The 21,738-nt window shown below is 62.7% G+C and carries 21 protein-coding genes; 7 read left to right on the forward strand and 14 right to left on the reverse strand.

Features of this window, described 5'->3' with window-relative positions:
- Window positions 1-104: 104 nt before the first annotated feature.
- Both ACSZOQ_RS10030 and ACSZOQ_RS10035 read left to right on the forward strand, forming a co-directional pair.
- Window positions 105-1,577 (forward strand): DHA2 family efflux MFS transporter permease subunit, encoded by a 1,473-nt coding sequence (locus ACSZOQ_RS10030; protein WP_439925846.1) that lies wholly within the window; start codon window positions 105-107, stop codon window positions 1,575-1,577.
- A gap of 85 nt (window positions 1,578-1,662) precedes the next feature.
- Window positions 1,663-2,340: a class I SAM-dependent methyltransferase gene (locus tag ACSZOQ_RS10035; protein WP_439925847.1), complete on the forward strand. Its 678-nt coding sequence runs from the start codon at window positions 1,663-1,665 to the stop codon at window positions 2,338-2,340.
- Here ACSZOQ_RS10035 and ACSZOQ_RS10040 read toward each other — a convergent pair.
- Window positions 2,328-3,032, reverse strand: a complete 705-nt coding sequence (locus ACSZOQ_RS10040; RefSeq protein WP_439925848.1) for an RlmE family RNA methyltransferase — start codon at window positions 3,030-3,032, stop codon at window positions 2,328-2,330. The genes ACSZOQ_RS10035 and ACSZOQ_RS10040 overlap by 13 nt on opposite strands.
- Window positions 3,033-3,086: 54 nt before the next feature.
- Complete coding sequence (locus ACSZOQ_RS10045; RefSeq protein WP_439925849.1) at window positions 3,087-4,157, reverse strand: Ppx/GppA phosphatase family protein; 1,071 nt, start codon at window positions 4,155-4,157, stop codon at window positions 3,087-3,089.
- A 303-nt stretch (window positions 4,158-4,460) separates the two neighbouring features.
- On the opposite strand from ACSZOQ_RS10045, the gene ACSZOQ_RS10050 reads away from it, so the two are divergent.
- Window positions 4,461-4,961 (forward strand): YaiI/YqxD family protein, encoded by a 501-nt coding sequence (locus ACSZOQ_RS10050; protein WP_439925850.1) that lies wholly within the window; start codon window positions 4,461-4,463, stop codon window positions 4,959-4,961.
- Window positions 4,962-4,965: 4 nt separating this feature from the next.
- Entirely contained in the window at window positions 4,966-6,780 is a 1,815-nt protein-coding gene (locus tag ACSZOQ_RS10055) for an ABC-F family ATP-binding cassette domain-containing protein (RefSeq protein ID WP_439925851.1), read from the forward strand.
- Between the two features lie 3 nt (window positions 6,781-6,783).
- Here the strand turns inward: ACSZOQ_RS10055 and ACSZOQ_RS10060 are convergent, their stop codons facing one another.
- The 9 genes from ACSZOQ_RS10060 to ACSZOQ_RS10100 all read right to left on the reverse strand — a co-directional run bounded on the left by ACSZOQ_RS10060 (window position 6,784) and on the right by ACSZOQ_RS10100 (window position 17,197).
- The gene (locus tag ACSZOQ_RS10060; RefSeq protein ID WP_439925852.1) at window positions 6,784-8,016 is read right to left on the reverse strand and encodes an NAD(P)/FAD-dependent oxidoreductase; all 1,233 of its coding nucleotides are present in this window, start codon (window positions 8,014-8,016) and stop codon (window positions 6,784-6,786) included.
- 68 nt (window positions 8,017-8,084) lie between these two features.
- Window positions 8,085-8,564, reverse strand: a complete 480-nt coding sequence (locus ACSZOQ_RS10065) for a MaoC family dehydratase (protein WP_439925853.1) — start codon at window positions 8,562-8,564, stop codon at window positions 8,085-8,087.
- A 3-nt stretch (window positions 8,565-8,567) separates the two neighbouring features.
- Window positions 8,568-10,295 carry an AMP-binding protein gene (locus ACSZOQ_RS10070; RefSeq protein ID WP_439925855.1) on the reverse strand — a complete coding sequence of 576 codons (1,728 nt, stop codon included), beginning with the start codon at window positions 10,293-10,295 and terminating at the stop codon, window positions 8,568-8,570.
- The gene (gene mmsB, locus ACSZOQ_RS10075) at window positions 10,295-11,191 is read right to left on the reverse strand and encodes a 3-hydroxyisobutyrate dehydrogenase (protein WP_439925856.1); all 897 of its coding nucleotides are present in this window, start codon (window positions 11,189-11,191) and stop codon (window positions 10,295-10,297) included. Before mmsB ends, ACSZOQ_RS10070 begins: the two co-directional genes overlap by 1 nt.
- Window positions 11,192-11,220: 29 nt before the next feature.
- Complete coding sequence (locus tag ACSZOQ_RS10080; protein WP_439925857.1) at window positions 11,221-12,294, reverse strand: enoyl-CoA hydratase/isomerase family protein; 1,074 nt, start codon at window positions 12,292-12,294, stop codon at window positions 11,221-11,223.
- Complete coding sequence (locus ACSZOQ_RS10085) at window positions 12,291-13,436, reverse strand: isobutyryl-CoA dehydrogenase (protein WP_439925858.1); 1,146 nt, start codon at window positions 13,434-13,436, stop codon at window positions 12,291-12,293. Before ACSZOQ_RS10085 ends, ACSZOQ_RS10080 begins: the two co-directional genes overlap by 4 nt.
- A gap of 15 nt (window positions 13,437-13,451) precedes the next feature.
- Window positions 13,452-14,945, reverse strand: a complete 1,494-nt coding sequence (locus ACSZOQ_RS10090; protein ID WP_439925860.1) for a CoA-acylating methylmalonate-semialdehyde dehydrogenase — start codon at window positions 14,943-14,945, stop codon at window positions 13,452-13,454.
- A gap of 157 nt (window positions 14,946-15,102) precedes the next feature.
- Window positions 15,103-16,272, reverse strand: coding sequence for an acetyl-CoA acetyltransferase (locus ACSZOQ_RS10095; protein WP_439925861.1), 1,170 nt, complete (start codon window positions 16,270-16,272; stop codon window positions 15,103-15,105).
- Between the two features lie 334 nt (window positions 16,273-16,606).
- Window positions 16,607-17,197, reverse strand: a complete 591-nt coding sequence (locus ACSZOQ_RS10100) for an SET domain-containing protein (protein ID WP_439925863.1) — start codon at window positions 17,195-17,197, stop codon at window positions 16,607-16,609.
- A gap of 316 nt (window positions 17,198-17,513) precedes the next feature.
- Here ACSZOQ_RS10100 and ACSZOQ_RS10105 point away from each other — a divergent pair, with 316 nt between their 5' ends.
- The 3 genes from ACSZOQ_RS10105 to ACSZOQ_RS10115 all read left to right on the forward strand — a co-directional run bounded on the left by ACSZOQ_RS10105 (window position 17,514) and on the right by ACSZOQ_RS10115 (window position 19,161).
- Complete coding sequence (locus ACSZOQ_RS10105) at window positions 17,514-17,984, forward strand: hypothetical protein (protein WP_439925864.1); 471 nt, start codon at window positions 17,514-17,516, stop codon at window positions 17,982-17,984.
- 94 nt (window positions 17,985-18,078) lie between these two features.
- Window positions 18,079-18,771, forward strand: a complete 693-nt coding sequence (locus ACSZOQ_RS10110; RefSeq protein ID WP_439925866.1) for a methyltransferase family protein — start codon at window positions 18,079-18,081, stop codon at window positions 18,769-18,771.
- Window positions 18,772-18,801: 30 nt separating this feature from the next.
- Window positions 18,802-19,161, forward strand: coding sequence for a GFA family protein (locus ACSZOQ_RS10115; RefSeq protein WP_439925867.1), 360 nt, complete (start codon window positions 18,802-18,804; stop codon window positions 19,159-19,161).
- Between the two features lie 71 nt (window positions 19,162-19,232).
- Here ACSZOQ_RS10115 and ACSZOQ_RS10120 read toward each other — a convergent pair whose 3' ends face one another.
- The 3 genes from ACSZOQ_RS10120 to ACSZOQ_RS10130 form a co-directional block, all read right to left on the reverse strand.
- Window positions 19,233-19,862 (reverse strand): lectin, encoded by a 630-nt coding sequence (locus tag ACSZOQ_RS10120; protein WP_439926003.1) that lies wholly within the window; start codon window positions 19,860-19,862, stop codon window positions 19,233-19,235.
- 323 nt (window positions 19,863-20,185) lie between these two features.
- Entirely contained in the window at window positions 20,186-21,139 is a 954-nt protein-coding gene (locus ACSZOQ_RS10125; protein WP_439925868.1) for a Tim44 domain-containing protein, read from the reverse strand.
- 139 nt (window positions 21,140-21,278) lie between these two features.
- Window positions 21,279-21,623, reverse strand: coding sequence for a DUF1491 family protein (locus tag ACSZOQ_RS10130; RefSeq protein WP_439925869.1), 345 nt, complete (start codon window positions 21,621-21,623; stop codon window positions 21,279-21,281).
- Between the last annotated feature and the right edge of the window lie 115 nt (window positions 21,624-21,738).

Here is a 21,738-nt window from a genome sequence, read left to right on the forward strand (position 1 = left end):
AAAACTCTCCAAGGATTTAGGAAGGCCTGCCGGTTGCGCAATAGCGGGATGGCCCTATCGGTGCTACAGCCCCGCTCCACCGCCGCTTGCTCCCCCGAGCCCGCATGAACAAGGAACGCCTGATCCCGCTCATCGTCGCCGCCGCGCTGTTCATGGAAAACATGGACTCGACGGTGATCGCGACCTCGTTGCCGGCGATCGCCGCCGATATCGGCACCAGCCCGCTGACGCTGAAGCTCGCAATCACCTCCTATTTGCTGTCGCTGGCAATATTCATTCCGGCGAGCGGCTGGACCGCCGACCGCTTCGGGGCGCGCACCGTATTCAGCACGGCGATCGCCGTGTTCATGATCGGTTCGATCGGCTGCGCGTTGTCGTCATCGGTAACGCATTTCGTGATCGCGCGGACCCTGCAAGGGTTGGGCGGTGCGATGATGACGCCGGTCGGCCGTCTGGTGCTGCTGCGCTCGATCGACAAGAGCGCCCTCGTCAACGCGATGGCATGGGTGACGGTGCCTGCTCTGGTCGGGCCGGTGGTCGGCCCACCGCTCGGCGGCTTCATCACCACCTATTTCTCCTGGCACTGGATCTTCCTGATCAACATTCCGGTCGGCGTGCTCGGCATCGTGCTCGCGCAGCGCTACATCGATCCGATCCGCAGCGATAACCCCGAACGCTTCGACCTCTACGGCATGGTTCTAGCCGGAATCGGAGTCGGCGGTATCGCCTTTGGCCTGTCGGTCGCCGGCCTCAACCTGCTGCCGTGGACGGTGGTGATCGCGCTGATCGGCGTCGGGTCGATCTCGATGACCCTTTATGTCGTGCACGCCCGGCGCACTGACACGCCGGTGCTGGACCTCACGCTGCTGCGGCTGCCGACGTTCCGCGCCAGCATCTACGGCGGTTTTCTGTTTCGTCTCGGCGTCGGCGCGCTGCCGTTCCTGCTGCCGCTTCTGATGCAAGTCGGCTTCGGGCTGTCGCCGTTTCGTTCCGGCCTTGTGACATTCTCCTCGGCCGTCGGCGCCATGGGCATGAAGACGCTCGCCGCCCGCATCATCCGTGCTTTCGGCTTCCGCAACATCATGACCGTCAACGCAGTTGTCAGTTCGGCCTTCCTCGCGGCTTGCGCGCTGTTCACCGTCACCACGCCGCTGCTGCTGATCATGATCATTCTCGTCGTCGGCGGCTTTTTCCGCTCGCTGCAATTCACCGCGATCAACGCGCTGGCCTATGCCGATGTCGAGCCGGAACGGATGAGCCGCGCCACCACGCTGGCCAGCGTCAACCAGCAGCTGGCGATTTCGGCAGGTGTCGCGCTCGGCGCCTTCTCGGTAGAAGCCACGATGATGTTCCATCACAACACGGAACTCGCGGCCGCGGATTTCGGCCCCGGATTTCTCGTGGTCTCATTGCTTTCAGCGGCGTCCACCTATTACTTCTTCAGGATGCCGGCCGATGCCGGCCATCAAGTGTCGGGGCGGCGCATGGTGGTGATTTCCGACCCCACCCGCGAGTCCGAGGCCGAGGAAGAAGCCGCCCGCGAGACGGTCACCGCACGCGATCAGAAACTGAGCTAGGCTCTCAGTCGTGCTGTATTCAGCGTCTTGCATTGAATTCACGCGCGCTTCTCATCTGCCGCCAAGGCTTTAGGAGAGATTCCACATGGAGCCATCCCCATTCTCCGGACCCTCCGTGAGCACGTACGCTGAAGGCCCGCCTCGTCAGGTGCCGGGCTTCTTCGATCTTCACCGGATGACAACGATGCTGCTCACTGAACGCGTGCCTGAAAATGGCCGTGTACTGGTCCTGGGCGCGGGCGGTGGATTGGAGCTCAAGGCTTTCGCAGAATCGCAGCCCGGCTGGTCATTCGATGCGGTCGATCCCTCAGCTCCCATGCTGCAGCTCGCTGAGCAGATGGTCGGACGACATTCCGGGCGCGTGCGCTTGCACGAAGGCTATATCGACGATGCGCCGCAGGGCCCCTTCGATGCCGCCACTTCATTGCTGACTTTTCACTTCATCCCCCGTAACGAGCGGCTGGAAACGTTGAAGCAGCTTCACCGCCGCCTCAAGCCCGGCGCTCCCTTGGTGGTCGCCCATATCAGTTTCCCGCAGACCGAACCCGAACGATCTGTCTGGATCGCTCGTCACGTCGCATTCGGCGCACGGAGCGACACGAGTCCCGCTCAAATGGAAAGTTCGCGGCAAGCCATAGCCAGCAGGTTATCGATACTAGCGCCGGAGGAAGAGGAAGCGATGCTGCAAGAAGCTGGGTTCTCGGACGTCAACTTGTTTTATGCCGGCTTCAGCTTCAAAGGCTGGTTATCCTACGCGAGCTGAACGGGCTTGTCACTTGCGCCACCCCGAAATCCCGTCGCCATCACGTAGCGCTCGGAGGAGTCCTGCCGGCTCGAAGCCGGCTTCACATGCCGGACCGTCTGGAAATCGCGCTTGAGCTGCGCCAGCAGTTCGGCATCCGCGCCACTCTGAAACACCTTTGCGATGAACGTCCCGCCGGGCCGCAGCACGTCTGCCGCGAAGGCCGCGGCGCTCTCGACCAGACCGATGATCCGGAGCTGATCGGTCTTGCGATGGCCGGTGGTGTTGGCGGCCATGTCGGAAAGCACAACATCCGCGCGCGCATCCATCATCGCGAGCAGTTTTTCAGGCGCCGCCGCATCAAGAAAATCGAGCTGAGCAAACGTCACGCCGACGATCTCCGGCATCTCAAGAAGATCGATGGCCATCACCTTGCCTTTGCCGTCGGCAGCGCCGACCCGCCGGGCGGCAACCTGGCTCCAGCCGCCGGGGGCCGCGCCGAGATCGACCACCGCCAGCCCGGGTTTCAGGAAATGATACTTGTCGTCCATCTCGATCAGCTTGTAGGCGGCACGCGAGCGCCAGCCGTCGCGCTTGGCCTGCGCCACATAGGGATCGTTGAGTTGCCGCTCCAGCCAGAGTTTGGACGACAGTTTTCGCTTGCCACCAGTTTTGACGGTCACGCGTAGCCGGCCGGTGGTGTCTTTCGCCATATGATCGCCTTCGAAGAACGGGCTTGGTCTTTAGCACGGCGCGCGCCTTGCGCATCAGCTCATGCAAATGACGCCGTCCTCGCGCATCATTTCGACCAGCATACCCTCGCGCAGACCGCGATCCGCTACTCGCAGCCGCGGCAGGGGAAAGGCCCGCCGAATGGCATCCAGGATGGCGCACCCCGCCAGAACCAGATCGGCGCGCTCGGCCCCGATACAGCCGTTGGCCACCCGCTTTTGATAATCCATGCCGCACAGCCGCGCTATCGCCTGGCTGACTTCGATATCGTTCATCCAAATTCCGTCGACCTTGCGGCGATCGTAGCGCGCAAGACCGAGATGAAGCCCCCCAAGCGTGGTCACCGTGCCCGAGGTGCCAAGAAGGTGCATCCCGTACAGATTGAAGCTGTGCTCGGCGGCGAACGCCCCAAGATGAGCCGTGACCTCCCCTACCATCGACGCGTAGGACACCGGCGTTACGTCATGTCCGCCAAAACGCTCGGCCAGCGTCACGACGCCGATCGGAATCGACGTCCATGCCTTGGTATGGGGGTCGCCGCCTTCGCGGTCGCGTTCGATCCGGACCAATTCCGTCGAGCCACCGCCGATATCGAACAGGATTGCGCCACGCGCTTTCGGATGGATCAGCGGCGAGCAGCCAATCACCGCGAGCGCGGCTTCCGTCTCCCGATCGATCACCTCCAGCTCGATGCCGGTCGCGGCAGCGACGCGGCTGCGAAAATCCTCGGAGTTCGACGCCGCCCGGCAGGCCTCCGTCGCGATAAGCCGCAGCCGGCCGGCTTTCCTCGCATGCATCTTGTCGCGGCACACGATGAGCGCGGCAATCGTGCGTTCGATCGCCGCCTCGCTGATACGGCCGGTGGACGAGATGCCTTCGCCCAGCCGGACAATCCGCGAAAACGAGTCGACCACGCGGAAGCCCCCGCCCGTCGGACAGGCGATCAGCAGACGACAGTTGTTGGTGCCGAGATCGAGCGCGGCATAAACGCCGGAGCCGTCAGCAGGCAAATGGCTGGCAGCGCTTGCCACGGTCATCGCGGCCGCCAATCCGTGCGAGCTGCCGTTCGATCCGGTGTCAGCGCAACGCCGGGCATGATCGGTCATAAAATCCGTCTTTCCGCAGCCCATTCACCAGGCCTACGAGGAAATGCTTTTCACGGAAAGTTTAGCAGCGCGGATCGCCAGCGCAACCGCCTGAACCGGGCGCGCGTCCAAGGTTGCGCAGCAATTCAGGCCCCCGCTAGCTGATCCCAGAGGCGATTTTGCCAAAACCAGTCGACAACAGCCATTCTGACGGATTTTCCTATGCGAAGACACAACTCCCGCCAGCCACTCGACAACGCTATTGCACTGCAAAAAATTCGGTGTCGCAATCTTCCGTGACATGGAGTAACACGCGCTGCCACGATGCCCTCGCAGCCCGATGATCCGCCGTTGACCTCCATTCGTATCTACGTTGACGCCGACGCCTGCCCGGTCAAGGACGAGATTTACCGCGTCGCTGAGCGTCATGGCGTGCCGGTTAGCGTCGTCGCGGGAAATTTCATCCGTGTGCCCGACCATCCCATGATCGAGCGTATCGCGGCCGGGCCCGGCATGGATGCCGCCGACGACTGGATCGCGGAACGCGCCGGCAAGAGCGATATTGTCATCACTGCGGACATTCCGCTGGCGAGCCGGTGCGTCAAGGCTGGCTCCAGCGTGATCGCGCCGAACGGAAAGCCGTTCACGGAGCAATCCATCGGCATGACACTCGCTGTCCGCAACCTGATGACCGACCTGCGCGCCAGCGGTGAGGTCACCGGCGGTCCGCGCTCGTTCCAGCCGCGCGACCGCTCGGCGTTCCTGTCGGCGTTGGACCAAACCATCCGCCGCATTCTTCGCGCTCGCGCTGCACATCAGGGTTGAGATAATGGCGCCGCCGCTGATCCAGTTGAAAGACATCGCGCTGACGTTCGGCGGTACGCCGCTTTTGTCCGGCGTCGAACTCTCCGTATCCGAATCCGAGCGGATCTGCCTGATCGGCCGCAACGGCTCCGGCAAATCCACGCTGCTCAGGATCGCCGCCGGCCTCGTCGAGCCCGACAGTGGCAGCCGCTTCGTGCAGCCCGGAGCCACCGTGCGCTATCTGCCGCAGGAGCCGGATTTCGATGGCTTCAAAACCACGCTCGCCTATGTCGAAGCCGGGCTTGGCCCGGGCGACGACACCTATCAGGCGCGCTATCTGGTCGAACAGCTTGGCCTGCACGGCGACGAAGACCCCGCTCATCTCTCCGGTGGCGAAAGCCGGCGCGCGGCGCTGGCGCGGGTGCTTGCGCCCTCGCCCGACATCCTGCTGCTCGACGAGCCGACCAATCATCTCGATCTCACCACCATCGAATGGCTCGAAGGCGAACTTGGCTCCCGTCGCGGCGCGCTGGTGATCATCAGCCATGACCGGCGCTTCCTGTCTAACCTCTCGCGCAGCACCGCGTGGCTTGATCGCGGCCAGATACGGCAGATCGACCGCGGCTTCGCGAAATTCGAGGAATGGCGCGACGAGGTACTGGCGGAAGAAGAGCGCGACCAGCACAAGCTGGACCGCAAGATCGTTGCCGAGGAACACTGGCTGCGTTACGGCGTCTCTGGACGGCGCAAGCGCAACGTCAAGCGGCTGGCAGGTCTCCATGAACTGCGTCAGCAGCGGCGCGACTATCGCGGCACGACCGGCAGCGCAAACCTCGCCGCGGCAGAGGCCGACAAGTCCGGAAAGCTGGTCATCGAGGCGAAGGGCATTAGCAAAGCCTACGGCGACCGCAAAGTCGTCGACAACTTCTCGATCCGCATCCAGCGTGGTGACCGCATCGGAATCGTCGGTCCCAATGGCGCCGGCAAGACCACGCTGATCAACATGCTCACGGGAACTGACACACCCGACAGCGGCACGATCCGGCTCGGCGCCAACCTCGAGATGGCGACGCTCGACCAGCACCGCGAAAGTCTCGATCCGAAATCGACGCTCGCGGAAGCGCTGACCGGAGGACGCGGCGACCACGTCATGGTCGGCGGCACACCAAAGCACGTCGTCAGCTACATGAAGGATTTTCTGTTCGCGCAGGAACAGATGCGCACGCCGCTCGAGGTCCTCTCCGGCGGCGAACGCGGACGCCTGATGCTGGCGCGCGCGCTGGCAAAGCCGTCCAACCTGCTGGTGCTGGATGAGCCGACCAACGATCTCGATCTGGACACGCTGGACGTGCTGGAAGACATGCTTGGCGACTACGAGGGTACCGTGATCCTGATCAGTCACGACCGTGACTTTCTCGATCGCGTCGTGACCTCGGTGATCGTTCCCGAGAGCGATGGCCGCTGGATCGAATATGCCGGCGGCTATTCGGACATGCTGGCGCAGCGCGGCGCTGACTTGAAACGTGAAGCGCCGAAATCCGCGCCGACGCCAGAGGCAGAGCGCTCCGCGAAGACGACGTCTGCGATCACACCCGGCAAGCGCCGTCTTACCTTCAACGAGAAGCACGCTCTGGAGACGCTGCCGAAATCTATCGCAAAGCTTCAGGCTGAGATCGCGGCGCAACAGCAGCGCCTTGAAGACCCGAACCTCTATGCGAAGGATCGCGCCACTTTCGACACTGTCTCGCTCGCCTTGGCGAAGGCACATACGGATTTGCAACAGGCCGAGGATCGCTGGCTCGAACTGGAAATGCTGCGCGAGGAGATCGAGGGAGTTTAAGGGTTAACGCCGCAGCCATTTCAGCCCGCCGCGCCCGGCCACCGCGCCGGTGGCGAACGACGCCTGCAGCAGATAACCGCCGGTGGGCGCTTCCCAGTCCAGCATTTCGCCGGCGGCGAATACTCCCGGCACTTGGCGGATCATGTAGTCACCGTCGAGCTCACGGAACGCAATTCCGCCGGCAGAGGAGATCGCACGTGCGATCGGCGCGATACCGGTCAGCGGGATCGGAACCGCCTTGATAAACGCCGCGAGCATCTCCGGCGGCATCCCGCCCGGTTGTTGTCCGGACGCTATCGCAGCTTCCTGCAAAAGCCCGATCGCGACAGGCGAAAGACCGCCCGCCTTGCGTAGCCAATTCGAGACCGATTGCTTGCCCTTCGGCACGCTCAATCGGGCGGTAAGTTCTGCCATCGCGATATCGGGCCGCAAGTCGATATAAAGCGTCGCATGGCCCGACGCGATGATCGCCTCACGCAACACCGACGAGATGGCGTAGATTGCTCCGCCCTCGATGCCGTCACGGGTGATGAGGGCTTCACCGCGCACGTTGTGCGAGCCGAACGACAGCGCGATGGTCTTCAGCGGCTGACCTTCAAAGCGATCGCGGAAGACTCCGCTCCACGCCACGGTGAACCCGCAATTGGCCGGTCGCAGCGGCGATATGGCGACTCCCCTGCTAGCAAGCCGTTCGACCCACGCTCCGTCGGAGCCAAGCCGCGGCCAGCTCGCGCCGCCGAACGCCATGACTGTTGCGTCCGCCACAGCTGCACGCTCACCGTCCGGCGTCTGAAACAGCAGACGGTCATCGCGATCCCAACCGGTCCAACGATGCCGCAGTGCCAACGTCACGCCGAGCGAATCGAGCCGCTTGAGCCACGCACGCAACAGCGGGGATGCCTTGAGCGTTCTCGGAAACACCCGTCCGCTCGATCCGACGAACGTCGGTTGTCCGAGATCGTCGGCCCATTTTCGCAACGCCTCGGGCGTGAACGCGTCGATGGCCGACTGTAAATGCGACACCGCTGTACCGTAGCGCGCGAGAAGTTGTGGCAGCGGCTCGCTGTGAGTCAGATTGAGTCCGCCGCGCCCCGCCATCAGGAACTTGCGGCCTACGGACGGCATCGCGTCAAACACAGTCACGCGCACGCCGTCTCGCGCGAGAACTTCCGCGGCCATCAGGCCGGCGGGACCGGCGCCCAGGATCGCAGCTTGGGTATGGAGGACATCAGGCATGGCAATGCATATGCCTGACTCAACTGCATACCGCCATAACCCATAACATCATGACGCAATACGAGCCGTCAGGAAAAGCGCAGAACGGCGAGCCAGTCGGCGACCAGCGCCGACCGCTTCTCGCCCTCGATCTCGACGCTGACGGCAGTGCGCGACAGCAGCTCGCCGGGCTTGCGAAGCGTCGCCTCGGTCAGCATGAAGCGGCCCCGGACGCGGGAGCCGGATTTGACCGGCGAGATGAACCGGAGCCGGTCGAAGCCGTAGTTCACCCCCATGGTCACGCCATCCACCCGCGGCATCACCTCATACGACATAACGCTAAGCAGCGACAGGGTCAGGAACCCATGCGCGATGGTGGTGCCGAATTCCGTTTCGCGACCGGCCCGCTCCGGATCGACATGGATAAACTGACGGTCGTCGACCACGTCGGCATAAGCGTCGATCCGCTTCTGGTCGATCAGGTGCCACGAGGAAACGCCAATCTCCTGTCCTACCATTTGCTGATAGGCATCGAGCGAGACCGGTGTCTTCTTCCAGACTTCATTCACGATTCACGTCTCCGCAACTTTCGACTTCAACGCCTGAAGCTCCGGAAAATCCTCCTCGCAAAACTCGACGCCGCGCAACGCATCGCCGCGATCGTTGTCGTGTTCGAGGCGGCGAAGCTGAACGCGGCGGATCTTGCCCGAAATCGTCTTGGGCAATTCAGCGACGAGTTCGAGCTTGCGGATGCGCTTAAACGGCGCCATCCGCTCGAATATGTGCCTGTAGATCGACAGGGCCGTTTCGCGCGACCGTTCCGTTCCTCCGACAAGCAGAATATAGGCCTTCGGGATCGCCAGCTTGATCGGATCCGGACTCGGCACCACGGCGGCTTCCGCCACCGCATCGTGTTCAAGCAAGACGCTCTCCAGTTCGAATGGGCTGATGCGGTAGTCGGACGACTTGAATACGTCATCCGACCGGCCGACAAAAGTGAGATAGCCTTCATCGTCGACGAACACCACATCACCGGTGCGATAGAGATCGCCGTCGTCGCCGCCGAGTTGTCCGCCCTCGCCCTGATAGCCCTGCATCAACCCGGCGGGCCAGTCCGCGCCGAGCGCCAGCGCGACTTCGCCCTCTCTGGTCGAGTTGCCGTCGGCGTCGATGACCTTGACCTTGTAGCCGGGCATCGGACGACCCATCGAACCGACCTTGACCTTCTGTCCCGGCGAATTGCCGGCAAGCGCGGTGGTCTCGGTCTGCCCGTAGCCATCGCGGATCGTCAGTCCCCATGCCGACTTCACCTGATCGATCACTTCGGGGTTGAGCGGTTCGCCGGCGCCGCAAACCTCGCGCAGCGAGACCTTGAAGTCCGACAACTTTTCCTGAATGAACAGCCGCCACACCGTCGGCGGCGCGCACAAGGTCGTCACGCCGCAGCGCCCGATGGTCGCGAGCAATCCCTTGGCCTCGAAGCGCGGCTGGTTGCAGATGAAGATCGTCGCTCCCGCATTCCACGGCGCGAAGAAACAGCTCCAAGCGTGCTTGGCCCATCCGGGCGAGGAAATGTTCAGGTGAACATCGCCGGGTTTCAAGCCGATCCAGTACATGGTGGACAGATGGCCAACCGGATAGCTGCGCTGGCTGTGCCGCACCAGCTTCGGTTTCGCCGTGGTGCCGGACGTGAAATACAACAGCATCGGATCGTCGGCGCTGGTCGACCCGTCCGGCCTGAAGGCCTCTGGAAAACCATTCGTCGTTTCGTAGGGCAGCCAGCCTGGGTGTGTCGCGCCGACGACGATGCGGATCAAGCCATCGCCGCCGAGGCTTGCAAATTTCGTCACCTGATCCTGTGTGGCCACGACCGCTTTGGCGCGGCCGCGATCGAGGCGATCGCGCAACTCGTCCGGTGTGAGCAATGTCGTCGCCGGGATGATCACTACGCCGAGCTTGATGCAGGCCAGCATGGTTTCCCATAGCGGCACGACGTTGCCGAGCAACAGCAGCAGATGATCGCCGCGTTTCAATCCCTGCGCGCGCAGGAAATTCGCGACCCGGTTCGAGCGCCGTGACATCGCTTCGAACGTCACTTTCGTCTCGGTGCCACTTGCGGCATCGACAATCCACAGCGCCACCCGCGTCTTGCTCGCCGGATCGGTCGCGAGACCGGCGTCGAACCAGTCCAGCGCCCAGTTGAACGGCACGGGATCGGGCCATTTGAAACCATTGACGGCTGCATCGTAATCGGTGCGATGCCGCAGCAGGAATTCACGTGCCTCGGCAAACGTGGTCATCAGCCGTCTCTGTTTTCCGCGAGCGCGCGGATGTGCCGGATGATGCCAGAGAAATCGACCCCACCGTTGCCGGCCGCGTCGAACGCCTTGTAGATGTCCTGCGCGTGCTGTCCGAGCGGCGTTACCGCACCGCCGGATTTCGCAGCTTCCTGCGCAAGCGTCAGGTCCTTGAGCATCAGCGCCGAGGCAAAGCCGGGCTTGTAGTCGTTATTGGCGGGCGACGCCGGAACCGGGCCCGGCACCGGGCAGTAGCTCGTGAGCGACCAGCACTGGCCCGACGCGGTGGAGGCGACATCGAACAGCGCCTGATGCGACAGGCCGAGCTTTTCCGCCAGCACAAAGGCTTCGCCGACCGCAATCATCGAAATGCCGAGGATCATGTTGTTGCAAATCTTGGCCGCCTGTCCTGCTCCGTCATCGCCGCAATGGACGATCTTCTTGCCCATCGCCTCGAGAAACGGCTTCGCCGCCACGAAGGCTTCGGCTTCGCCGCCAGCCATGAAAGTCAGCGTCGCGCCCTTGGCGCCGCCGACACCGCCCGAGACCGGCGCATCGACCGACGGCAGCTCAGCCTTGGCCGCCAGCGTATGGGCCCGCCGCGCGCTTTCAACATCGATGGTCGAGCAGTCGATCATCAGCGCGCCTCTGGAGGCGGAGGGAATGACATCGGTCCAGACCGACACCACATGCTTGCCGGCCGGCAGCATGGTGATGATAACATCCGCATTCGTCACCGCTGCCCTCGCACTATCGGCGATCGTCACGCCGTCCGCCTTGGCCGCATCCCTCAAAGCTGGCACGAGATCGAAACCGTTCACCTTGTGGCCGGCCTTGACGAGATTGGCCGCCATGGGCCCGCCCATGTTGCCGAGACCGATGAATGCGATGGTCGCCATGCTGATCCTCCAGTCGAGGCTATCTGCGTCTAATTGAGCACGAGTTCATCCGCGCCGATGTTGGCGAAGTACGGCGCAACCATCTCCGGCGTAACCTCCTCGATCCGCGGCGGCGACCACTTTGGCTCGCGGTCCTTGTCGATGACCGCGGCCCGCACGCCCTCACGAAAGTCCTCGCTCGCAAAGACCGCGAGCGCTGCACGATATTCACGCGCGAGACATTCCTCCAACGTGCCCGAGGCGCGCGCGAGCCGCAGCAGCTTCAGCGTCACCACCATGCCGCGCGGCGACTTCTCGTTCAGGGTCTTGAGCGTCGTCCGCGCGAGTTCGGAGCCATCACGACGCAGGGCCGCGATGATATCGTCCATTCGACCATGGGCGAACCACGCATCGATCCGCGGCCGGATTGCGGCAACGGGGCCTGCTGTTTCGCCGATCGCAAAGCCCGCAATCGTTGTTTTCACACGGGCCGAATCTGCGCCGGCGCCGAGATCGACCAGCGCCTCGCGAAGCTCGGCGAGTTTCCGCGACGGCACCCCGGCATCGGCAAAACCGGCGTAGATCGCATCCGGCCCGTTCATGGGCTGGCCGGTCAGGCCGAAGTAGGTTCCGGTCTCGCCGGGCGCGTGCGACAACAGCCAGGTGCCTCCGACATCCGGAAAGAAGCCGAGGCCGACCTCCGGCATGGAAAGCCTGGTTCTCTCCGTGACGACGCGGTGCGCGCCATGCGCCGATAACCCAACGCCGCCACCCATCACGATGCCGTCCATGAAGGCGACATAGGGCTTGGCGAGTTTCGCGATGCGCGCGTTGAGGATGTATTCCTCGCGCCACAGCACCTTGCCGAGATCGCCCGCAACCTGAGCGCTTTCCCAGAGCGCGCGGATATCGCCGCCTGCGCACAGACCACGCTCGCCCGCTCCTTCGAGCAGGATCAAACCGACGGCAGGGTCCGCCTCGAATTCGTCCAGCGCCTTGCCGATCTCGCGGAACATCTCCAGTGTGACGGCATTGATCGCCTTCGGGCGGTTGAGGCGAATGATGCCCGCGCTCCCCTCGCGCCGTGCGATCAGATCCAGCTCGTCGCCAGCAAAAACCTTCATCGCGCGCCCTCAATCAACTTGCGCGACACAATCAGGCGCATGATTTCATTGGTGCCTTCGAGGATCTGATGCACGCGCAGATCGCGCACGATCTTCTCGATGCCGTACTCGCTGAGATAGCCGTACCCGCCATGCAACTGCAATGCCTGATTGGCGACATCGAAGCCGATATCCGTGGCAAAACGCTTCGCCATCGCGCACAGCATGGTGGCGTCGGCGTCCTCCCGGTCCAGCGCAGAAGCCGCGCGCCACAGAAACGTTCGCGCCGCTTCCAGCTCGGTCGCCATGTCGGCGACCTTGAATTGCAAGCCCTGAAACTCGTCAAGCCGCTTTCCGAACGCCTTGCGCTCCTTCATATACGCGAGCGCCTTGTCGAGCGCCGACTGCGCGCCGCCGAGTGAACACGCGGCGATGTTCAGCCGCCCGCCGTCTAGCCCGGCCATCGCGATCTTGAAACCGATGCCCTCGTCGCCGAGGCGATTGACCACCGGCACAAGCGCATTCTCAAAGATCACCGCGCGGGTCGGCTGCGCGTTCCACCCCATTTTGCGCTCATTGGCCCCGAACGAGACGCCTGGCGTATCGCGTTCGACCACGAGCGTCGAAATGCCATTCGGCCCGTCATCACCGGTGCGCACCATCACCACATAGAGATCGCTGGCTCCGGCGCCGGAGATGAACTGCTTCTGCCCGTCGAGTACGTAGTGATCGCCGTTGCGCACCGCGCGGGTGCGCAAAGCTGCCGCGTCTGAACCGGCGCCGGGTTCGGTGAGGCAGTAGCTCGCCAGCCATTCCATGGTGCAGAGTTTTGGCAGCCACTTGCGTCGCTGCTGGTCTGAGCCATAGGCATCGATCATCCACGACGCCATGTTGTGGATCGAGATGAACGACGACACGGTGGGGCAACCCTGCGCCAGCGCCTCGAAGATCAATGCGGCGTCGAAACGGCTCAGCGCCGAGCCACCGACATCCTCGCGGATGGTGATGCCGCCGATGCCGAGACCCGCCGCCTCGCGCATCACGTCGACGGGGAAGTGCTTCTCCTCATCCCACTTCAGCGCGAACGGCGCGATCTTCTCGGCCGCGAAATCGCGCGCCATGTCGCGGACAGCGATCTGATCCTCAGTAAGCGCGAACTGCATGAGTTACGACACCACTCACTTGCTGTGGAACGCGAACTGCGTCCCTTCCTTGACGCCCGACGGCCAGCGCGAGGTGACGGTCTTGGTTTTGGTGTAGAACCGCACCGAGTCAGAGCCGTATTGATTGAGATCGCCAAAGCCCGAGCGCTTCCAGCCGCCGAAGCTGTAGTAGGCCACCGGCACCGGGATCGGCACGTTGATGCCGACCATGCCGACCTGGACGCGCGAAGCGAACTCACGCGCCGCGTCGCCGTCGCGGGTGAAGATCGCGACGCCGTTGCCATATTCATGGTCTGATGGCAGCGCCACCGCTTCGTCGAAATCGTTCGCCCGCACCACCGACAGCACCGGACCAAAGATTTCTTCCTTGTAGATCCGCATGTCCTTGGTGACATTATCGAACAGACAACCGCCCATGTAGAAGCCGTTCTCGTAGCCTTGCATCTTGAAGCCGCGGCCGTCGACTGCCAGCGTCGCGCCTTCCTTGACGCCAATCTCGACGTAGTTCTTGACCCGCTCCAGCGCTTCCCTGGTCACAAGCGGTCCGAAATCGGCGGACGCATCGGTGGACGGTCCGATTTTCAAGTTCTCGACCCGCGGGATCAGCTTCTCCATCAACCGGTCGGCGGTGGTCTTGCCGACAGGCACCGCAACCGACACCGCCATGCAGCGCTCGCCGGCGGCGCCGTAGCCCGCGCCGACCAGCGCGTCCACCGACTGATCCATGTCGGCATCGGGCATGATGATCATGTGGTTCTTGGCGCCGCCGAAGCACTGGGAGCGTTTGCCGGTCGCGGCCGCGCGTGCATAAATGTAATGCGCGATTGACGAGGAGCCGACGAAGCCGACCGCCGAGATATCGGGATCGTCAAGGATTGCATCAACCGCCTCTTTGTCGCCGTTGACGACATTGAGAATGCCCGGCGGCAGACCGGCCTCTAACATCAGTTCGGCCAGCCGCATCGGCACGCCCGGATCGCGCTCCGAGGGTTTCAGGATAAAGGCGTTGCCACAGGCAATCGCCGGCGCGAACTTCCACATCGGGATCATCGCCGGAAAATTGAACGGCGTGATACCGGCGACAACACCGAGCGGCTGACGCATCGAATAGCTGTCGATGCCCGGACCAGCACCTTCGGTGTAGCCGCCCTTCATCAGTTCGGGAATGCCGATGGCGTATTCGACGACCTCGACACCGCGGAAGATGTCACCCCGGGCGTCGGGAATGGTCTTGCCATGTTCGCGAGCGAGCAGTTCAGCCAGCGAGTCGTTTTCCTTCGCCACCAGTTCGAGAAACTTCATCAGCACGCGGACGCGGCGCTGCGGATTGGTCGCGGCCCACCCTGGCTGCGCGGCCTTGGCATTCTCCACTGCCTCGCGCATTTCAGCTTTCGACGCCAGCGCGACCCTGGCCTGCACTTCGCCGGTCATCGGCTGAAAGACGTCAGCGAACCGTCCCGATCTGCCGCTGACGTTCTTGCCGCCAATAAGGTGTCCGATGGTGCGCATATTTCCTCCCGGCGCGTTTAAAAGACTCCGCTGCTATATCCTGACCTGTATTTTTAGGTCTTCAAAGGGCTTCTGCGCGCAACCCATTTGCAAAAATGCACACGCTGGAACCGATGGCGCGGCTTCCCATCCGCTGCGCAAACGCACTTCGTAGCAACTATCGGACCGGCTCAAGGATCGAGACATAGTTCGCAACCGCCGTGCCACCCATGTTGAAGATGCCGGCAAGTTTGGCGGCCCTGATCTGCATACCCTCGGGCGCCTCGCCCGCGAGCTGCATCGCGCTCAGCACATGCATGGAGACCCCGGTGGCGCCGATCGGATGGCCCTTGGCCTTGAGGCCGCCGGAGGGATTGATCGGCAGCTTTCCTTCCTTCCCGGTCCAGCCTTCCTTTATGGCGCGCGCGCCCTGCCCCTTCGGCGTCAGGCCCATGGCTTCGTACTCGATCAGTTCGGCGATGGTGAAGCAGTCGTGTGTCTCGACGAACGAGAGATCGGACAGCGTTACGCCGGCCTGCGCCAGCGCCCGCTGCCAAGCCACCGTGCAGCCCTCGAAATCGAGGATGTTGCGCTTCGACATCGGCAGGAAATCCTGCGCGTGGCCGGTCGCGCGGATATTGACTGCCCGGCGCGCGGATTTGGCCGTCTCCGCATCCATCAGCACCAGCGCGGCCGCGCCGTCCGACACCAGCGAGCAGTCGGTGCGCTTCAGCGGCCCTGCAACGAACGGGTTCTTCTCGCTCTCGGAGCGGCAGAAGTCGTAGCCGAAATCCTTGCGTATCTGCGCGTATGGGTTGGCGACGCCGTTCTTGTGGTTTTTCGCCGCGATCATTGCCAGCGCATCCGACTGGTCGCCGTATTTCTGGAAATAGGCCTGCGCGATCTTGCCGAAAACGCCAGCAAAACCGCCGGGGGTATCACCGTCCTCGGGCAGGTAAGAAGCGCGCAGCAGATTGCGGCCGATCTCAGGGCCGGGCGTGCGAGTCATCTGCTCGACGCCGACAACCAGCACGATCTTCGCCGCACCGGATGCGATGGCGCGGATGCCCTGATGCACCGCCGCCGATCCGGTGGCACAGGCATTCTCCACCCGCGTCGCCGGCTTGAAGCGGAGTTCCGGATCGGCTTGCAAGACAAGAGAAGCCGTAAAATCCTGAGGCGAGAAGCCCGCATTAAAATGTCCGAGCACGATCTCATCGACCTCGCCGGCGGAAATACCGGCATCGGCCAGTGCGCCGGTTGCCACCTTCACCACCAGGCTTTCGACGGTCTCAGTGTCGAGCTTCCCGAATGGCGTATGCGCCCATCCGACAATGCTGGCGGTCATGGTCGTGCTCCCATGTGCTGCCCCGATCTCATGCTGAGATATAGTCTGTCGGGAACGCCGAGTTCAGGGCGGTTGCGGAATTTTCGTCATTCGCCGGAACACGGCAGACCGTGCCCGCCCGGACGACGCCGCAGAGCGCCATCTGTGGAAACAACCCGAGGGCGGCTTGCCGGGCTTGTCAGCTCACGAGCCGCCAAGCTCCGGCTTTAGGTAGTTCCAGCCATTCAGGTCTGCTTCTCGATCGGCGCACAAAAGACGACTGAATGCCTGACCATCGCCAAACCGCAAGACATGAATGGCGGGAGAATCCGGCCATGACAGATCAACGCGGCCCTTAAGAACGCTTCGTTAATTTCCTGCCCTTCACGGCCGACCGAACCTTCCTTTGCTTTGGAGCGGCGGCGGGCGCCTTGTGGCCGTTCAGCTTTTTGCCGTTGCGCGCGACCTCGGCGCGCTTTTCGGCCCTCGCCTTGACGCGCTTCTTCTCCTCGCGCGCCGCAGCCCGCAGCTTCCTGCGCTTCTTTTCGCAGGCGTCGCACTTGCAACCGATCGGCTTCAGGTACTCTTTGAAGTAGTCGGTGCCGTAGTCGTAGTTGATCTCCTCGCCGGGGGCGATGTTCTTGATGGCGCGGATATCGACGCGCCGCTTTTTCTTGCTGACGTCGGATTCCGCATTCGGCTTGCAGGCGTGGTTGATGTAGCGCGCGATATTCTTGCGCACCGAGCCGTCGATGGTCCAGCGGTTGGTGATCTGGAAGAGATACTTGTTCTCGACCGCGTCGTCCTTCTTCTTATTGCAGTCGAGCATCGGCCCCAAATAGCGAATGATCTTTGTACCCTTCTTGATGGGTTTGGTGGCGAAGAGGCCGAGCCCAGTGCGGGAGCGACCGATTCGATAAGGCTTGTTCGAAGAGATGTCAGGCATAGGCTGGAACTGAATGCTCAATCGTGACAGGAATCGCAGACACGCTGTTTGACATGATTCCGCAGGCATTGTCAGGGTTTCGTCCCTTCCCAATCAAACCTTCCAACGAAAATGCAGGAAGCTGCGTGGCCTTCTATCGCGCCGCAACACGCCGGATCTTGAGTCGTTGACGTGTTTGCGCGCTGGCGGCAGGCGCAATCCACCGTCACGCGACGGCAGTTTATCTTCACTTTAGTTTCTGCGATAAGCGGTTCGCCGCGCGAACGGCAATTGAGATAAGGACGGAGCATTACTGTTTCCGGTTGGAGATCCTTGAATGTCGAGCCCGCGTCTCAGCCTTGCCGCCAGCCTTTGCCTCATCGCCGCCATTGCGGCAGCCCCCTCACCGGCGCGCGCCGATCGCTGCGACGATCTTGCCGCCCAGCTCAAGAGCCACATCGACGGCCTGCATGTCGGCAAAACCGCCGCCAATGCGATCTTCCTGTCGCATCCCGCGGCCAAGCAACTGATCCTCGGTTGTCCGAACCGCAAGTTCAGCAACGAATTGATTGCGGGCGCGGACAGCCGCAAGCCGAAGCCGGAGTTCTACGATCTGGTAGCGCAGGCCTCCGCCATCATCTTCACGATTCCGAAGCCAGATACGCTGAAAGGCATCACCCGCTGCATCAAGCGCATGGGCCTGTTGCATGGCGACGACGTGCGGATGCGTTATCGGCGGCTGAACATGCATTGCACCCGCACCAAGACCAACGCCGCCATCGCAGTGTCACGCGGCAACGACGAGTGACGGCAGGCTAACGCGGGAATCCGGGTTCGATCATGCCGCCAGCGAACTTGCTGCTGTCGCAAGTTCGCCGCGAAGACGCGGTAATGCGGACTGCATGGATGACAAGCACGACCTGATCCGTCGGTTGATGATCCAGAACGCGGTCTGGATCGCCGCCCTGGGCGCGCTGCTGTTCATCCCGGCGGGCAGCCTGCACTGGCCCGCTGCGTGGCTGTTCCTGGCGACGCTCGGCGGCCTCGGTATCCTCGGTGGATTGTGGTTCGCGAAGATCAATCCCGGACTGCTGGCCGAGCGTATGCGGCCGATGATTCAGAAGGACCAGCCCGCGGCGGACAAGCTTTTCATCATCGTGTTCGGACCGGTCGCCATGACCTGGCTGATCGTCATGGGCCTCGATGAGCGTTATCAGTGGTCACACATGAGCTTCGGGTTCCAGACCTTCGGCTTCGCGCTCTTCTTATTGTCTATCGCCATTTCGTTCTGGGTGATGCGGGAGAACACCTTCGCCGCGCCCGTGGTGAAGATACAGGCCGAGCGCGGACATCAGGTGGTCCGCACGGGGCCCTACGCGCTCGTGAGACATCCGATGTATAGTGGGGCGATCGTCTTTTTCCTCGGGGTTTCGCTGCTGCTTGGATCATGGTGGGGCGTCGCAATCACCCCAATCTTCATCGGGCTGTTCGCAATGCGCATCGTGATCGAGGAAAAGACCCTAGTCACCGGCTTACCCGGCTATCGGGACTATGCCGCGGAGGTTCGCTACCGGCTATTGCCCGGAATCTGGTAGCCTGACTGTTGTTTTAGACCGGAGAGCCAAATGCCCGACGTGAAAACATACACTGGCGGCTGTCATTGCGGTCAAGTGCGCTTCGAGTGCACAACGGATCTCGCAATGGTGAGCGCGTGCAACTGCTCGATCTGCACCAAGAAAGGATTGCACTTCACGTTCCTGCAGCCGAGTAGTTTTCAGCTCAGGGCCGGCGAGGGCAATCTCAAGGAATATCTGTTCAACAAGCGTGCGATCCGGCACCAGCTCTGCGTCGACTGCGGTGTCGATGTGTTCGCACTCGGCAAGAAGCCGGATGGGACTGAAGTGGTGGCGGTCAATGTGAGTTGCATCGACGGCGTCGAGTTGTCCAAGCTCACATTAACGCCGGTCGACGGACGAAGCTATTAGCGTCCAGCGCCTTATAGCGGCGGAAGACAGCGTCTTCCGTCGAGGGACGCGCGCCTCGACGGAAGCAAGCGTCATTTGACTGCGAAGCAATATAGCAGCCCATCGCCGCCGGTGCTTTTGAGATCGTTCTGGCTACAGCCACCGTCGGGTCCGCGCGAGGGATGCGCCGTGTTCCAGGATTTGGCGGTAGGATTGGTCGCAGGGCCGTTGGTATCGGAATGTCCAAGCATGGCAGCGCCCTGCATGCTGCTCGTCCAGTTCTTGCAAGTTCTGTCCTCGGCGCCGGCGAAGGCCGTTCCGTCGGGCTGCGAGCCCGTCAGCACGTCGTGACGATTGGGCTTGTCGCCGTAGCCGTTGACGACCTCGCCCTTCTCGGTCAGCGCGGTCTCCTTGTTAATGCCGTTGGTGCCGTGCAGCGTGGCGACGTCCTTCGCGATCACGACGCCCTTGGCGTTCTGCCACGGCCCGGAGCCGATCCGATCCCGCGCATTGACGGCCGGTTTGCCATCGGCAGCCTGGGTCGACAGATAGGCATGCCAGGTCTTCGCTCCCGCGCCCGCAGCCTGCGCCAACGTCTGACAGTGATTGTCTGCGCCCGCGAGACCGCCAAGATTGCCGCCGTTACCAATTCCGGCGCTGGTCACGAAGAAGCTCATATCCGCCGTCTGCGCACGGGCCGGCTGAGCCGTCGTCGCCAGCATTGCCGCGGCCAGGCCAAGGCAAATTCGCGGAATGATCCTGTCTGTTGCAATCATCGCCTTCTCCGATCGATTTATGGCGTCTGGTTTCGGCACAATATTCTCTCAGCCTGCGCGCTGCGGATCTATAGCGTTTTCGAGCGAAGTGGGTACCGGTTCGCGTAAAGAAAACGCGTCAAAACAAAAAGCTGGAGCCCGGCTTTGATTCCATCAAAGCCGGAATAGCTCTGGACCCGCGATAACGCGCAATCAGGCCCTTCGTTCAACGCAAAAAAGGCGCCACGAGGTTGTCGTGGCGCCTTCTTGTAAATAACTACCGCGGCCGGTCAGGTCTGCTGGATCGCCGACAGCTCCCATTTTCCGCCGCCACGGCGCGCGAACGTCCAGACGTCGGTCACCTCCTGCGGCTGGTCGCCACCTTCGACCACGCGGCCACCCGCGCGCTCGACGGTCTTGTCGATCAACGAATAGCGTAGCGCCACCGTGGCGTAATCGGTATTGCCCTCGCGCCAGGCTTCCGCGAGGTCTCCCTGCAGAAGCTTGACGTTGGACACCTTGTTGACGACGCCGCGGGCATCGTTGGCCCGAAGATCTTCGGTGAAGTACGACACCATTTCCGGCGTCGCCAGCGTGTGCAGCGTATTGACATCCTCATTCGACCACGCGGTCTGGATGTTTCCAAGCAAATGTTCGAAGGCTTCATAGTCGGACGGCGTGATCTCGAGCGGCGGAGCATTTGATGCCGAACCGAAACCGAGACCGCTGCGCGGATTCGCCTGGGCAGCAGCGGGGCCCGGCGTCGGCGCTGGTCCGGCGGCATAGGCAGGCGCATTGCGCCGTTGCCACCACGACATCGCGAAGCGGACAAGGAGGACGATCAGGCCGATCTGAAGCACCAGACCGATGATCGATGACAGGCCTCCGAGACCGCCGAACAGGCCGCCGCCGAACAGCATGCCGAGCAATCCCGCACCGAGGAAACCGGCAGCAAGGCCGCCGAGCATGCCCATACCGGGCCGGTTGAAGAAGCCCCCGGACGCAGGCGCGCCCGCGTTCGGACGGCCGGGCTGGGTCATGGTCCGGTCAATCGGCCGCGCCGCATTCGGCGCGGTATTGGTGACCGGCGGCGCGGAGAAGGTCCGCGAGCCGCGCGATCCATAGCTGCTGCCTCCGCCGACGCGCGCGTCCGCAGCGGAAACGGCAAACATCAGGGGGAGCGCCAACGACAGGACGATGGCGAAGGCCTTCATCATGCCGGATGCCCGCTGGGTGAAATTCATGTGGTTGTTCCTTTATTCCCCGGCAGGGGGAAGCGTCTGTAACATGGGTAGCCCGGAGCAAAAAGGAAGGCTTTTGGCCCAGCGGCACTGCGGCCCTCGGTCGCGGTGTTCTCCGGCGGTGAAAACCGCATCTACACCGTCATACCCGTGCCAAATCAAGAAAGTGCCGCCCTGCCCTGTCTTCGATTTCAACGATCCAGGCGTCCGGATCGAACCGGACTTCCTTCGCAAGACGATCTTCGACCGCCTGCTCGGCAACAGGCCCGCTCGATGACGGGGCGAAAACCCGCTCGATGGGCCGGCTGTCGTCATATACGGCCTGCGGTGCAGGGGCATACAGCATCGCATTGCCGTCAAGGAGTGCGAGCTTGACGAACACGGCGCCGGCCTCCTCCGCACCGCGCCGGCGTACGGCGCCGAATATACCCTCGGTCTGGCAGCGGCGTAGATAGGCCGCAACCCATATGCTCGATTTCAAACGCATGAGGATGACGATAGGCCGTTCGCGAGAGCGGCGCTAGGGCGTGTACTCATGAACTCGAACGACCGGCGGATGTCAGCCTCTGTGCACATAACGGACTCAAGTCCGACATCGCGCC

Source organism: Nitrobacter sp. JJSN, assembly GCF_051912485.1.
Classification (GTDB): Bacteria; Pseudomonadota; Alphaproteobacteria; order Rhizobiales; family Xanthobacteraceae; genus Nitrobacter.